This is a genomic window from Parapedobacter composti, from assembly GCF_900112315.1.
In the GTDB taxonomy this organism is placed as follows: domain Bacteria; phylum Bacteroidota; class Bacteroidia; order Sphingobacteriales; family Sphingobacteriaceae; genus Parapedobacter; species Parapedobacter composti.
This window is the reverse complement of the sequence record NZ_FOLL01000010.1, coordinates 21847-36897: the sequence shown is the minus strand read 5'-3', so window position 1 is coordinate 36897 and position 15051 is coordinate 21847. Positions and strand designations below refer to the sequence as shown.

The 15051-nt window shown below is 54.6% G+C and carries 8 protein-coding genes; 5 read left to right on the top strand and 3 right to left on the bottom strand.

Annotated features, from left to right (window positions below; all coding sequences use genetic code 11):
• The first annotated feature begins 8 nt into the window (after positions 1-8).
• Genes BM030_RS11500 through BM030_RS11480 form a run of 5 tightly spaced genes read left to right on the top strand, consistent with a single transcriptional unit; the run spans position 9 to position 9362 of the window.
• Complete coding sequence (locus BM030_RS11500) at positions 9-2972, top strand: SusC/RagA family TonB-linked outer membrane protein (protein ID WP_090973752.1); 2964 nt, start codon at positions 9-11, stop codon at positions 2970-2972.
• Between the two features lie 11 nt (positions 2973-2983).
• Positions 2984-4588: a RagB/SusD family nutrient uptake outer membrane protein gene (locus BM030_RS11495; protein ID WP_090973751.1), complete on the top strand. Its 1605-nt coding sequence runs from the start codon at positions 2984-2986 to the stop codon at positions 4586-4588.
• Positions 4589-4605: 17 nt separating this feature from the next.
• Complete coding sequence (locus BM030_RS11490; RefSeq protein WP_090973837.1) at positions 4606-5748, top strand: SusE domain-containing protein; 1143 nt, start codon at positions 4606-4608, stop codon at positions 5746-5748.
• 6 nt (positions 5749-5754) lie between these two features.
• Positions 5755-6954 carry a glycoside hydrolase family 76 protein gene (locus BM030_RS11485; RefSeq protein ID WP_090973750.1) on the top strand — a complete coding sequence of 400 codons (1200 nt, stop codon included), beginning with the start codon at positions 5755-5757 and terminating at the stop codon, positions 6952-6954.
• Between the two features lie 11 nt (positions 6955-6965).
• The gene (locus tag BM030_RS11480) at positions 6966-9362 is read left to right on the top strand and encodes a GH92 family glycosyl hydrolase (protein ID WP_090973836.1); all 2397 of its coding nucleotides are present in this window, start codon (positions 6966-6968) and stop codon (positions 9360-9362) included.
• Here BM030_RS11480 and BM030_RS11475 read toward each other — a convergent pair.
• From BM030_RS11475 to BM030_RS11465, 3 genes are read right to left on the bottom strand one after another with little or no spacing between them, the layout of a single operon-like run.
• Positions 9345-10892 (bottom strand): DUF6850 family outer membrane beta-barrel protein, encoded by a 1548-nt coding sequence (locus BM030_RS11475; RefSeq protein WP_090973749.1) that lies wholly within the window; start codon positions 10890-10892, stop codon positions 9345-9347. The two genes, BM030_RS11480 and BM030_RS11475, sit on opposite strands and share 18 nt — an antisense overlap.
• Positions 10893-10898: 6 nt before the next feature.
• Positions 10899-12224: a DUF4876 domain-containing protein gene (locus BM030_RS11470; RefSeq protein WP_090973748.1), complete on the bottom strand. Its 1326-nt coding sequence runs from the start codon at positions 12222-12224 to the stop codon at positions 10899-10901.
• A 26-nt stretch (positions 12225-12250) separates the two neighbouring features.
• A complete protein-coding gene (locus BM030_RS11465; protein WP_090973747.1) occupies positions 12251-15025 on the bottom strand; it encodes a TonB-dependent receptor domain-containing protein in 2775 nt (924 codons plus the stop codon).
• Positions 15026-15051 lie beyond the last annotated feature (26 nt).

Below are 15051 nucleotides of genomic sequence, written 5' to 3'. Positions count from 1 at the left end.
TTTCCATTATGGCGATCTGCTTCCATGTGGTTGCGGCTTACGCCCAGCAGCCAGAAGGAAGGCAAGTGCAAGGGGTGGTCCTCGATGAAAGGCGGCAGCCGGTGCCTGGGGCATCGGTAACCGTAAAGGGTGGAGATGCACGCGGCACATCCACAGACGATGGCGGGCGGTTCAGCCTCAGCCTGTCGCCAGGAGCACAAATCTTGGTGATCCACAGTGTCGGGTTTGAAACGCAAGAAGTTCAGGTATCCGCCGGACAAACATCCGTAACCGTGCAGCTGCAACCTGCCCTGTCTGACCTCGATGAGGTGGTGGTGGTCGGATACGGCACCCAGCGAAAAGTAAACCTCACGGGGGCTGTTTCTTCCGTCGATATGAAAAACCTGGAAAGCAGACCGGTGGTCAATGTCGTGGAAGCATTGCAAGGCACAACACCGGGATTAACCATCCAGCAAAGTAATTCGCAGCCCGGTAGCCGCCCGTCTATTCACATCCGCGGCATAAACACCCTGAATAATAATGATCCGATGGTTATCGTAGATGGCATCATTGCCGATATTCAAAATGTAAATATCAATGACATTGAAAGCATATCGGTTCTGAAAGATGCCGCATCAGCGGCAATCTATGGCTCGCGTGCATCGAATGGTGTTATTCTCATTACCACCAAACGGGGAAGCAAGGGTGCCGCACGCGTAGGATACGATTATCAGTATGCCGTCCAAACGCCAACCTTTATGCCACAGATTGTGGATTCGTGGGTTTATGCTGAATTGCGGAACGAAGCATTGTTCAATTCTGGTCGGCCGCTTCAGTTTTCTGCTGAGCAAATAAGCGGTTTCCGAACAAACGGGCCTAACGCCAATTGGATGAAAGAAATATATCGCCCAAGTTCACCTCAACAGATGCATAACCTTTCCCTGTCTGGAGGCAACGAGAAGACCACTTATTTGGTCTCGGGTGCTTTTACTGATCAGGAAAGCATGCTCCAGGGGCCTGATTACGGACTCAAGCGTGTTAATTTCCGCGCCAATATAGAAACGGAGGTATCCGAACGCTTTAAATTCAGCGTGCTGGCAGCTTATGCCCGCAATACATTAAGTGACCATGCCTATTGGACCGAATGGATTATTGAGCAAGCAACGCGTATGCCATCGATATATCCTATCAGAGATGCTGATGGCAATTATACTTATCCCAGTGGCAGTAATTCCAATTCCCTGGCCCGATTGGAACAGGGGGGTAGGCGCACCAGCTGGAACGACGATTTGTCCAGCATTTTAAACGCTGAATTGAAAATCATCGATGGATTGAAGTTGCGGGGCATGGCGGGAGCCCAGCTGTATTATAACCGGCTGAAAGAAAACCGCAAAGCGATACCGGGGTCAGGGGATCAGGAGAACCGGATGACAAACAGCTCCCAGCGTATCCAGAATATCACGGCCAACCTCCTCTTATCGTATGACAAAACATGGGGCAACCATACGTTTAACGGGGTCGGGGGATATGCTTATGAAGGAGGGGCTGATAATCGCTTCGAAACCTTCCGGCTTGTGGATGAATCAACGTATGATATCATGGGCGGATCGCAGACTTCCAACACCGGAAATCAGGAGTGGCAAACGGAATGGTCTATTTACTCGGCATTTTTCCGTGCGAATTATGATTTCGCTGACAAATACCTGTTGGAATTCAACCTGCGTAACGATATTTCATCCAAGTTCCGGAGCGGTAACCGGTCGGCGTGGTTTCCTTCCTTATCGGCCGGATGGAAAGTCTCCGAAGAGGGCTTTTACCCGGAAAGCTTCAAAGCTGTCCTGCCTTTTGCGAAGATCAGGACATCCTGGGGGCTTGTTGGCAATAACCGCATCGCCGATTATCAATACCAGGCCACGGTGAATGTTTCACAAGGATATAATTTCGGGGAGACTATCTATCCGGTAGCTTCCTTTGGCGTAGCGAATGCCGATCTGCGGTGGGAAACGACACGAATGTTCAATATCGGGGCAGATTTGGGCTTCCTGAACAATGCGCTAACCTTTTCGGGCGAATATTATGTAAATGATACCTACGACATCCTGATCAATATCCCTGTCCCGGGCGTATTTGGCGGTGGCGCCCCTATCCAGAATGCCGGACGCGTACAGAATAAAGGGTGGGAGTTATCGGCACGGTATCAGTTGCAAACGGGACAAGTGAATCATACCATCTCCGGTAATTTTTCAGACAGCAGAAACAAGGTTATTGATTTGAAAGGCACCTATTGGATCAATGGCTCTGATGTGAACACGATTGTACAGGAGGGGTATCCCATAGATTCTTACTATGCTTTCCGGTGGGATGGTTTTTTCCACACAGCAGAAGAAGTAAGCCAGGGGCCTCATCTGGACGGGATTACCCCCAAACCGGGAGACATACGCTATCTTGACAAAAATGGGGATGGTCTTATCAAGGAAGATGACGACCGCTTCGTACTGGGCAATCGGTTCCCCCGCTTTTTATATGGGTTTAATTATGCCGCACAATGGAAAGGTCTTGACTTTTCGATGTTTTGGCAGGGGGTGGGCCGACGCATGGTATGGCTGAGGGGAGAGTCGGTGGAAGCCTTTCACAACAACAATGAGGGGCCGGTGTTCGATTTCCATATCAACCGCTGGACGCCGAATAACCCTAATGCAACTTATCCACGTTTGACCGTAGGGGCAGAATCGGCAAACAATGCAGCTAAATCAAATTTTTGGATTGAAGATGCCGCTTACCTGCGCCTCAAGAACATACAGCTTGGCTACACCTTACCGGTACGGTTGACCGAGAAATTATCCGTAAACCGGTTCCGTATCTATGCAAGTGTCCATAACGCGCTGACCCTTTCGAATATGCGGGTAGGCTGGGATCCCGAAACGGCTGATGGATCAGGGCGCATCTATCCGGTAAACCGGACGTATTCGGTTGGACTGAATGTTAACTTTTAAAAAGTAATCACATGAAAAGGTATTTATTTCGCTATACCATAGCAACTGCTATCACAGGCATATTTTTAATATCCTGTCATGATCTTGACCTTTCTCCATACGATAGAGAAACGGATATCGATTACTGGAACAAGCCGGAATCGGCGCTCTATATGGTCAACAAGTGCTATCAAGGACTGAATAATGCCGAAGAGCTGCTGTATTCCGATGCGATGACGGATAACGCCTATACCAAAGTGTCAAATTCGCACAACCAGGCAATAGGCAATGGAACTTATTCTACCGCCGACAACTATGTCCGTTCGGTGTGGGACTACCGGTATTCCGGCATCCGCGATTGCAATTTATTGTTAAACAATATCCAGTCGGTGCCCGGACTGACCGATGAGCTGCGCAACCGTTATATCGGAGAGGCTACGGTTATCAGAGCCTATCATTATTTTGAACTGTATTCCAAATTCGGCGATATCCCTTATTTCACGGAGGTCATTTCCATTGATGAATCACGAACCATAAGGCGCACGCCTAAGTCGGAAGTGGTTAACCATGTACTGAACGACTTATCTGCGGTTATTGACAATAACTATCTGCCTCCTTCATACGGCGCGAACGATGTGGGGCGAATAACCCGCTGGGCGGCCATGGGGCTTAAAGCTCGCATACTGCTGTTCGAAGGCGCATCGAGGTATCCGGAGGTTGTCTCCATCACCAACCGGATTATCACGGAGGGCGGTTTCTCACTGTTGGAAAATTACGGCGATCTGTTCACGGTTCAACATGAAAATAATCCCGAAGTGATCCTGGATGTGCAATACAAGGCAGTAGACCGCGAGCATTCGGTGCAGTACCATTTTCTGCCACCATCATTAGGCGGATATTCACAGCTCTCTCCGCTTCAGGCGTTGGTTGACAATTACATCACGCTCGATGGGTATACCATACCAAATGCCCCGGCAACGAGCTATGACCCGAACAATCCCTTTGCCAACCGGGATCCGCGGCTGGCGGCAACCATTGTTTACACAGGAAATTCGTACACGCTGGCCAACGGCGCCACCCATGTCGTGGATAGCCGCAAAGGTGTAGCGCCAGATGGTTTTGACTTCTCTTCGGATGCTTCAGCCACAGGATACTATATCAAAAAATACTGGGACAATACCTACCGGGCTAATCTCATGTCGGGCCTTAACATCATACTGATACGCTATGCGGATATTTTATTGATGCATGCCGAAGCCTTGGCGGAGCTGGGCCAGCTTGATGCAGCAGCATGGGATCGTACCATACGGTTGATCCGCAGCCGGGCCGGATTTACTGATCCCAGGGCGCTGGATTTCCCGGCAACAGGCAACCTGGTAGATATCGTTCGCCGCGAACGCCGGAGCGAACTGGCGCTCGAAGGGTTGCGGCATAAAGATATTATACGTTGGAGAACCGCAGAACAGGTGCTCAATGGCTGGTGCCATGGTCTTTACACCGGAGATGCGGCCGGCACAGACAACGGTTATGTGCGTGTTGAAAACCGGACGTTCGATCCAGCAAAGCATTACTTGTGGCCCATCCCTCAAAACGAACGGGATTTGAATAGAAACCTCACCCAAAATCCAGAGTGGTAACCTTAAATGAACATATTATGAAATACGTATCATTAGCAATCAAAGCAGTGGTCCTGCTTTTCTGCAGCAGCTGTTCAGACGACTATCAGCTTGCTACAGACTTCGCGGTTCCGACTGAATTGTCGTCGCCGCAAAAAGTTGAAATAGACGTAGCATCGCCAAACCATATCGTGCTGTCATGGAACGGAGGGGGAGCCCATGACGGTTCTTATGTAATATACGAGGTCCTCTTCGCGAAAAAAGGCAACAGTTTCTCCGAGCCTGTGGAGCGGTTACAAAGCGATTTCGGCGCAAAACCTCAGCTAACGCTAACACATGCCGTACTCAATGCTATTGCCCGTAAAGCAGGGATACCCTCAGGCGAAACGGGCGAGATTTCGTGGACCGTGCTTACCTCGAAAGGCGGAGATGTCAAAACCGTCGATCTGAAAAAGGATATCGAGGTGACCCGCGGCGAGGGAATAGATAATATGCCTGATCAGCTATACCTCTACGGTCCGGGAAATGAGAGTAATGGCGCCGAAGGGTCGTTATTCCGCAAAGCATCGGATGGCGTTTACATCATCTATACCCAGGTATCAGGCAGCGGAGACCTTGAACTGAAAGGAAAAATCGGGAACGAGGAGTTTGGGTACCACCTGGACGGCCAGAAGCTGCGCGATGGTGCCGGAACCATTCGTATAGCGCCCAATGCAAACCCATACCGGATAACGGTCAACTTCAACACGCTATCCGTCAAAACAGAAACCATATCAAATGTCCGGTGTATTTGGGGGGCAACGTTCAACGTCATCGGCAATTTATCCTATGTTGGCAACGGCAAGTTTTCAGCAGCTGATTGTGCTATCCGATTCCTTGATCCGAGTAAACCTGAAACGAATCCGCCAAGCTGGCTGGGCTGGATAGAAGAACGGTACTATTTTATTGCTACCGTAGACGGCGGGGATAGATGCTGGGGGAGAATGGATGGCGTAAGCCCTGAACGGCCTACCGGAGGGGAACCGTTATCGTTCTATGAACTCGGAGAATTTTCATGGAGTCAATGGGAGCACCTTTGGAAAATGAAAGGCGATCTCGATAATAAAAGGGCTACGATAACCATACATACCAACAAGGAAAACCTGAAGGTACATGAATTTACAAACATAACCAACCTTTAAAGGCATATGAAACAACTACGAGTGCTATTGATGACCGCGTTTATCGCATCATCATGCGGTGATGATATAGAAGCTTATGTGAAACCCGACAACGGCGGCCCGCGGCCCGGAGAAACGGTCTATGCACATCGGCGAGCCAAGGAAATATTCGATCTCATTAACCAATACTATAAAGCAGGTGATCTATTTAAAGAAAATTACCCTGCACAACCCGGAGACGGAACCTATTCGTACCTATGGCCCTATGATGCCGTGGTAAGCGGTGCATCCCAACTGCATATCCTGGGATATAATGTCAGGTACAGCCATATTCTGGACGGCTTCGAAAAGTACTTCCGCCAGTCTGCGCATGGCAATAATATCGGTGCATATGGTTCTTCCACCAACGGAAGTGTTGGCGGAGGAACCCGCTTTTACGATGACAATGCCATCGTCGGCATCAACTTGATAGAAGCGTACCACGCCACACAAGATGTAACATATATCGAGCGTGCGGCCAGGATTGTGCCTTTTCTTGAAAGCGGCATTGACAGCCACTTGGGCGGTGCCCTGTGGTGGAATGAAGATTATCGGTATAATCCCGCAGCGCCCGATGCCAACAAACCCACCTGTTCAAACGGATATGCCACGCTTTTCCTGCTAAAGTATCATGAGGTATGTCCGGAAGCAGAGAAGACCCGGGTACTCAACCTCGCCACGACGTTGTATAGTTGGCTGCGGGCGAATTTATATGACCCGGCTACCAAATGCTATTGGAATGACAAGGCCGCAAATGGCACGGTCAATACGCGATTGTGGACCTATAACGCAGCCGTAATGATACAAAATGGGATACGGTTATACGAGATTACGGGAAACAGCCAATATTTGGATGAAGCAAAAACAACAGCGCGGGGCGCTTACGATGAGTTCGTCAAAACCCGCAACGGCGTCCTTGCGTATACCGATCACGATCCCTGGTTCAATACCAAATTATTGAGGGCCTATATCGACTTGGATGCTCACGACGAAAACGCTAAAAATTACATTGAGACGTACTACAATTTTATTAACAATGGTTATAACAAAGCCCGCACAACTGATGGCTTTTTCTATGAAGACTGGACCGGGGCAAATCCCGGCAGATATTACTCGCTGCTTATGCAGGGTGCAGTCGTCGAATCTTACGGAGCTTTGGCAATCTACCGGAAAGAAACCATAAATTGAACATGCAAATCATGAGACCGAGATTAACCTGTCTGGGGCTATGGACCCTGAGCTTACTGGCCGCATCTTGCGGCACCGCACAAAAAAAGCAGCTTTCTGACTATGTCGATCCGAATATCGGCACGGCACATTCACGCTGGTTTTTTTATACGCCGGCAGCGGTTCCGTTCGGGATGGCCAAAGTAGGTCCCTCCACCAACGGCCATTACGGCAATGAACACGGTTGGGAAGCCGTGGGCTACGATTTCCGGCATGAGTCAATTGAAGGCTTCGCCAATTTCCATGAATTTCAGGTGGGGGGCGTGGTGCTGGCTCCGCTGGTCGGTACGCTGAAGACGACGCCGGGAAAGCTGGAGAATCCGGACGAAGGCTACCGGTCGAGGTTTGACAAAGCCGACGAATACGCCACGTCAGGCTTTTACTCAGTGCTGCTGAAAGACTATGGGGTCCGGGCAGAATTGACGGCCACGCCGCGCGTGGGTTACCACCGGTATGTATTCCCTAAGTCGGACGACGCCCATATCCTGTTCGACATCGGCAACCGGCAAGGCGAAAGCGGCGCGGTAAAAACCGCCCAGGTGACGTTGACTGACGACGGCCGGGTAGAAGGTTACGTAATTACCACACCCGAGTATGTCAAGAAATACCAGGCGGGAGCAGAAGTAGCCATGTATTTCGCTGCGGTGCTGGACAAGGCACCCGCAGCGTGGGGCGCTTTCAACGGCGATTCGGTCCGTTCCGGAGCGAAGCAGGCCACCGGTCGGGGTGCGGGATTATACCTTACCTTTAACACCGAGGAAGATGAAGCCGTCACGGTTAAAGTGGGTCTTTCCTATACCTCAATAGCCAACGCGCGCCTTAACCTGGCTTCCGAAGCCGAGGAGCTTGATTTCGATGCGGCAAAGCAACAGGCGTTAGACACATGGAACGACTACCTCGGCCGCATCACGGTCGAAGGAACGAACGAAGACGATAAGCGGAAGTTTTATACCGGCCTGTTCCATGCCCTGTTGGGGCGGGGTCTGGCCAGCGACGTAAATGGAGCTTACCCGAAGAACGACGGGAGTGTCGGCCAGATACCGTTGGATGCCAGCGGAAAGCCTGAACACCATCACTACAACACCGATGCCATCTGGGGAGGGTTCTGGAACCTGACCCAATTGTGGGCGATGGCCTATCCGGCATATTATGCCGACTGGATACAAAGCCAGTTACTTGTGTATCAGGACGCCGGCTGGCTGGGCGACGGTATCGCCAATAGCAAGTACGTGTCCGGTGTCGGAACCAACTTCACGGGGCTGGCCATCGCCGCGGCCTACCAGGCGGGCATACGCGGATTTGACGTGGAAACTGCCTATGCCGCCGCCCGGAAAAACGAACTCTCTTGGGAAGGCCGCCTGGAGGGGGCCGGAAAAATGGACGTACGTCAGTTCGTGCAGCGCGGTTATGCGCCCTATGTCGAGCAACTCGGCTTTGATACGTCAGATGAAGGTTCGGGCTTCGGTGCATCCCACACGCTGGAATACGCCTTCAGCGCACATGCCGTAGCCCAGTTTGCCAAGGCCCTGGGTAAAGAGGCCGATTACCTCCAGCTTACAGCGCTTGCCCAGGGTTGGCGGCACCTGTTTGACGAAGAAACCGGATTTATACGGCCACGTGACGCATCGGGGCAGTTCATCGCCGATTTCGATCCTTCGCAGCCGTGGCGGGGCTTTCAGGAAGGCAACGCCTGGCAATACACGTTTTACGTGCCTCACGATCCGGCCGGGCTCATCGAAGCCCTCGGCGAAGATGTCTTCAACAACCGTTTAGACAGCATATTTGAAGTGTCCCGGGCCAATATATTCGGTGGCGGAAAGACGATTGATGCCTTCGCCGGTTTATCGGGCCTATATAATCACGGCAACCAGCCCAACCTGCACATCAGTTGGTTGTTCAACTTCTCCGGTAAGCCTTGGTTAACCCAGAAATGGACGCGCGCCATCAGCTCCGAGTTTTATGGCGTGGAGCCTATACACGGCTATGGGTTTGGCCAGGATGAAGACCAGGGGCAGCTTGGCGCATGGTACGTCATGGCGGCATTGGGCCTGTTTGATGTAAAAGGGTTAACCGATGCCGAGCCAACCCTGCAGTTCGGCAGCCCCGTGTTTGACCGCGCCACCATCAAACTGGCGAGCGGAAAAACGCTGGTCATCGAAACGAAAGGCAACAGTGCCGATAACCTGTATGTGCAGGCGCTCCAGTTCAACGGGCGCCCCTACGATAAAAACTGGATATATTGGCGAGATCTGATGGAGGGAGGTACCTTAACTTTTGACATGGGCGACAGTCCTAATACCACTTGGGGAACCAGTGAACGGCCGCCTTCGGCGTACGCTGATCGCTCACCGCTAAAAGAACCACGATAGCTGTACGCTGCCGGCAAACCGATCGGCACCCGGCAGGGAAGGAGCCGCCAGCGCGTGGCCGGAAAGGCCGCCGCGCCGCTGGTAATTGGCTGAAACGGAGACATCCCACCGGGAGCCTTTCCCGTTGGGGAAGGCGTAGCCGCAGGAGAGGCCATACGTAAGGGCCGATGCCGTACGGTACAGGAAATCATGGTACACCACGTGTTTGGAAAAAGGTGTTTCGGCCAGTGCCGGAAACACCAGGTCGTTCCCCAGCGCATGGCGGTACTGCACGGCAACGCCGGTACGGAGTATGCGGCTGCCGCCGAGCAACAGCCGGCGTTCGGCATACCCGCTGGCCAGCAGGCCGCCGGCGGTGCTGATTACGCCCGCCACCCCGTCCCGCTGGTCGGTCGCCTCAACCCCCCCGCGGGCACCGTACTGCCAGCGTTCACTGACGATGCGTGCGCCCGCATCGGCAAACACCCGGCTGTAGGTATAGTTCTTGGCTTGGTAAATGGGCTCAAAGTCGCTCCCTGCATGCAAGGTCACCCGGGCATCGGCCTGGATGGTGCGGTTTTCGCCCAGCTGCCGCACCGCCGTCAGTACGCCCCGCCATTGGCTGAGCGTATAGGTATTCAGCAGGGTATAGGTCTGTATGGTGCCATCCAGCCGCTTGAAGCGCTGCTGTTCCTGGAGCCAGCCGACATCGGCCGACCAATACCCGTTGCCCGTTTGCCGGCGCACATGGCCGCCCGCACCCATCCGCCGGAAGCCGTCGTCATACTGCCGCTGCGGGTTGCTGATCCGTTGGCTGGCATTGCCGTAGCCGTTCATGTACCAGTTGATATACAGCGGGTTTTCGGTATTCTGGGTATATTTCACGTTTTTGAACCCCACCTGCACCCGCTCGCGGCCATAGCCGTACCGGGCGGAGAGGTGGTATTCCCACGGGCCTTGGCGGTAGCCCACGCCACCCAGCAGGTTCAGCTGAAAATCGCTGATGGCCCCGCGGGGGTCGTTGTTGGAAAAGTGCTCGCCTATGCGGTAGTCCAGCGCCAGGGTCACGGGCAAGTTGCCGGGCAGGGCATCCCGCTGCCCGGCAACGGCAAAGGTATACACCGATCGCTCATAGTGGTTGTACCGGAGGGAGCCGAAATAAACCGGCGCCGACGGGTTGATGCGGGTCTGGTGGCGCAGGCGGGTGCTGTCTTCCAGCACGCGGTCGTAGGCAAAGCGGCCGTAAAGCCGGGTGCCTTTCCACGAGGTCTTGCCTTCGGCGGCCGTCCGGTAGTGCTGCGTTTGTGTGCTGCCCTGCGCGGGGATAAACGCGCCCTTATCGAAGGCGGCGCTTACGGTAATCCGGTTATAGCCGTCGTCAACCGACGGCAGCCACACCGGATTATCCCGTACGCCCTGCAGCCGGAAGGCCGAAAGGCTGTCCACCCCCAAGGGTAATGCCCGGGCGTTACCCACGGTATCCATGGCGGGCTGGGCCTGTGCCGCCCACGCCCAGGCCAACGCCAATGCGGTGATCAATCGCGCCTTCATTCCCCCTTATTCCGCAAAACCCCGCGGATTGGCCTTGATGCTTACGAAATCAGCACTGGAATTGTTCGCGTCCTGCAAAACCTTGCGGCCGTTTACCGTTTCCTTTACCCGGCGCATCACGGCTTGCGAAGAATACGCGCCGCCCGTCACGAACGTATAGCCCGCATCATGTTGGGGTTGCAGCTTTTTCGGTATCCGGTCTTCCATCGGCGTGGGCTGCACCTCCACGGCGTCCATGATGTAAGAAATGGGCAACTGGATGTACGTGTTCGCCGACTGATTGGGCTCATTCAGCGATGGCGCGAAGTATTCAGGCAGCGCGGTAACGTCCAGTCCGTTTTCCGCGCGGAAGATCACATAACTGTCGCGGCCGTTGTTATCGAGTATCCAGTCGTTGCCAGTGTGCTTGATGACGACCATGTTGGGCACCGAAGGGTTGTCAATGTCTGAGTTGAACGGCGTCCGTCCGGGCAGGTCTCCGTAATACACCTCAAAGTCAGCTCCGCTGAGGTCCACCGTCAGGTCCGGATTCCGCACCGATATTTCCCGGCCGTTATGGCCCGTATAGGGTGTTTTATGGTTTAGCGCGTTCTGGGCGATGATGATGCTTTCGCCCGGCTGTACGGGGTACGTGTTTCCATCCCCCGGGATGCGGAGCAAGTCGCGCAGGTACACGTAGTCACGGTTCGCGTCAAGATGAGCGGGCATATCCTTTGAGCGGCTCCAATCAAACTGCCCGTTGGCCTGGAAATGGTGGCCGTCGGTGTCCGGCCGTTGCCGGCCCCATAAGCGTGCGATGTACAGCCCATCGGCATACAGCACCTCGCCGGTGTTGTTGTAAATTTCGACGAACTGATCGCGGAAGAGGGCCCCGTCGCGGTTATCCGACCCGCCATAGTAGATTTGCTTCAGTACAAAAGCCCCCTGCGTTCCGGAAATCAGTTCCAGTTCAATGGTGTTCGCAAACCCGACGCTGATTTCCTGTTGCAGGACCGAAGCGTTCAGCGACACATCCGCTCCCGGGTCTATCCCGGTAAGCTGCAGGTAATCCGCCTGCCGGAGGGTCACCGCGGCCGTCACGTCATAACGCCCCACGGGGATTGCGGCAAAGGTAACCTGGCCGTTGTTCCCCACCTGTTGCGTGGTTTCCGAGCCGTTCTGCAGGTTCCGGATGGTCACGGCTACTTGTTCATACGGGAATGCGTTTTGTTCCGTTAAAGACAAGCTGTGGGTTACCTGCACAGTCAGGTTAACCGGCACCACATCGGGGTTGTCTCTTTTGCAGGCCATGAATCCTGCGGCAGCAATCAAGAATAAAGCTATTTGTTTCATATTGGAGTGATTTTTATGAATAACGATTAAAACTTATACGAAATCTCTGCGCCGAACGACGGTTTTCCGTTGGGCGTTACTATGCCTGACATCCCTTCGCGGTAATAGCGCGGTTGGTAATCCAGGAAGTTAAATACGTTGAATGATAGCCGCAGCCGCTTGCCGAGTTCCTTGGCCACCGCCATATGGAAGTTGGCCGACACAAAATTCGACTGCGCGTTAGACTCCCGGTGCTTTGTCCGGATAACGTCCAGCAGCATCGCATAGGCCGGGTGGTCCGAGCCAGCGTTCTGGAGGCTGTGCCACTGCAAATCACGGGTCATGTAGGCCGTCGGCCGGATGTCCCACGAGCGGGTAGCAGCATAGTTCAACAGCCGGAAATCAGCCGTCAGCTGCACCACCAGCTTCAGGCGGGGCAGGTGCGTGGCCGAGCCCACCCGCCCGTGGCTGCTGTAAGACACAAAAGGCCGCGGCGTATACATACCGCGTACGATATCCGTCGGTGCCGTCCCCGAAGGGGTGAGGCCATCCTCATAGCTCGGCGTATTGGTAAAGCTATACGTGCGGTACAGTCCGCCGCTTGCCGAGAAGCTGGTCGCCAGGGCCGCCACCCGCGGGCTGCTGTACATGAGCTCAATGCCCCGGTCGTTAGATACCAGCCTGTTCAGCATCACGTTACGGGATAACTCATACTCCCTTTCGCCCACTACCGTTACGGTAGGCCGTTGCCCCGGTACCGGTGTGGCCTCAAACACGGGCAGGGTGACGTATTCGTGCCGCGTAAGGGTCGTAATCCCATGGCGGTTGCCCCGGTGGTACAGGTTGGCGCCAAGGCGGTGCCCCTTCCGCTGCCAGGCCACCGTCAGTTCGAGGGTCTGGCTTCGGCTGGCGCGCAGGTGGCCGTTGTCCGGATCAAAGCGGTCCACATACAGCAGCGCCAGGCTTTCCGCCGCTTTCCCGTTGTAAGCATTGAGCAGTGTCACATCATTGAACACCGGCCCCGGGTACAGGTGAGCCAGTCCCGGCGCCTTGAATGACAAGCCATATGCCAGACCCACATTCACCGCCTCGGACCACCGGTAGTTCAGGTTGGTCCGCGGAGAAAACGACGCATGGCCGTTCTGCATATCCCAGCGCACGCCGAGCGCCCCGTTCAGCGGCCGCCCCCCAAGCGTTGCCTGCAGCCGGTCTTCCGCATACGCCCCCAGGTTCCATACCGGCACCACCAGGCCGAAATCGTAATACCGGTCCGTATAATTCCCGCCCAGGGCCCGGTACGGTTTTGACGGGTCGGCCAGTCGCCCCAGGCCCTTGTTGGCCGAATAGTCGGCCGTGGCTCCCACGTTCAATGTATGGCTCATCCGTCCCGTATGCCAGGGCGCATACGCTTCCAGGCGCACGGACGCATTCACCGGCCGGCCATCCACATGGTCTATCGCCGTGTACTGGCCGGTATCGTATTGCCCCTCCACCAACCCTGATTCCACGGCATCGGTGTAGAGCACAAATCCAATATTATAATGATACTCCCGGTAGGTCACCTGGTGGCCGGTACCATAGCTTACGTTCAGCCCATAGCGCTGAAAAAAGCCCGCTGAAGGGCGGAAGCTCCACCGGCTGCTCAACCCCAGGTTCCAGTTGTCGTACTTCACCACGGTCGAAAGCGGGTCATCCGGATCTTTGCGCACGCCATCGATGTGTTTCCCGTAGTTCGCTGAGAGCGTATGCTTCCAGCGGTTCTCGCTGCCGAAGGAGTTTGTCCAGATCAGCGAACCGTTCACGCGGTTGTATTGCTTCACCTTATCGCGGTTATCCGCATACGAATTCACGTAATTCAGGTTCACGTTAACATCGCCCCACCGTTCGCCCATCGAAAAACCATCGGAAAAACCATAGGAAGTCGCATTGTTGCGGAGCTGCACCCGCAGGAAAGCCGGCGTGCGGCCCGCCTGTCGGTCCACGATAACCGCCCCCGCCGTCAGGTCGCCATACCGCACCGACGGCACCCCGGTAATCACCTCGATGCGTTCAATGTTTTCCGTCGGAATCTGCCGGAGGTCAATACCTCCGAAAGTCGTTTCACCGCTGTATCCCCCCGCTGTCGAAGCGGAGCCGCTCAAGCCGTATTCGTTCGGCAGCACACCGATGTTCGCCCGTTGGATCCCCAGGCCCGCTCCCGGGTTCCGGCCCTGCATCGTGGCATTGTTGCTCAGCGCCACATCGTCCACAATCACCGCCACGCCGAACGCATTGTTCAACTGCTGCGGATTCCGCGCATTGCCGGCAGACCCCTGGAACGCCGCACGGAGGGTCACGTTCTGCATTTCCTGCACCGACGGCGCCATGATGGGCCGGTTGGGCAGGTGGTTCAGTAAATCATTCAAGCTCAGGGATGGGTAGCGTTCAATCACGTCGCGGTCGATAACCACCGACGAATTCGTGCTGCCCGCGTTTAGCCGCGCCGAAACGTTGATTTCGTCCAACGCCAGCGAATGATCCCGCAGCACCACCACCGGCAGTCCGGCCGGTCCGCTAGGGCGAACCGTGATTTCCTCCGGCCGTTTTCCCACATAAGAAAACACCAGCATGCAGGAGTCCGCGGCGAAGTATTCCCCCGGCAACACATAAACGCCCCGCGCATCGGTCGTCGTTTCCAGCGCGGTGTGTTTTGCGCGCACCGATACGTTGGCCAACGGCTTTTGCGCTTCATCCACCACGCGGCCACGTAACGCCTTTTCCTGGCAGAATCCCGGAAGAGCAGCAAAGACACAGAGGCAGCCCACGGCCCAGTTATAACACATGTTGATAAATTTATTTAGACTTATTC

What these genes read in the sequence shown, in the direction of transcription:
- BM030_RS11495 (WP_090973751.1), top strand. Translation starts at nt 2,984, where the DNA reads ATGAAAAGGTATTTATTTCGCTATACCATAGCAACTGCTATCACAGGC.
- BM030_RS11500 (WP_090973752.1), top strand. Translation starts at nt 9, where the DNA reads ATGGCGATCTGCTTCCATGTGGTTGCGGCTTACGCCCAGCAGCCAGAA.
- BM030_RS11490 (WP_090973837.1), top strand. Translation starts at nt 4,606, where the DNA reads ATGAAATACGTATCATTAGCAATCAAAGCAGTGGTCCTGCTTTTCTGC.
- BM030_RS11485 (WP_090973750.1), top strand. Translation starts at nt 5,755, where the DNA reads ATGAAACAACTACGAGTGCTATTGATGACCGCGTTTATCGCATCATCA.
- BM030_RS11480 (WP_090973836.1), top strand. Translation starts at nt 6,966, where the DNA reads ATGAGACCGAGATTAACCTGTCTGGGGCTATGGACCCTGAGCTTACTG.
- BM030_RS11465 (WP_090973747.1), bottom strand. Translation starts at nt 15,025, where the DNA reads ATGTGTTATAACTGGGCCGTGGGCTGCCTCTGTGTCTTTGCTGCTCTT.
- BM030_RS11475 (WP_090973749.1), bottom strand. Translation starts at nt 10,892, where the DNA reads ATGAAGGCGCGATTGATCACCGCATTGGCGTTGGCCTGGGCGTGGGCG.
- BM030_RS11470 (WP_090973748.1), bottom strand. Translation starts at nt 12,224, where the DNA reads ATGAAACAAATAGCTTTATTCTTGATTGCTGCCGCAGGATTCATGGCC.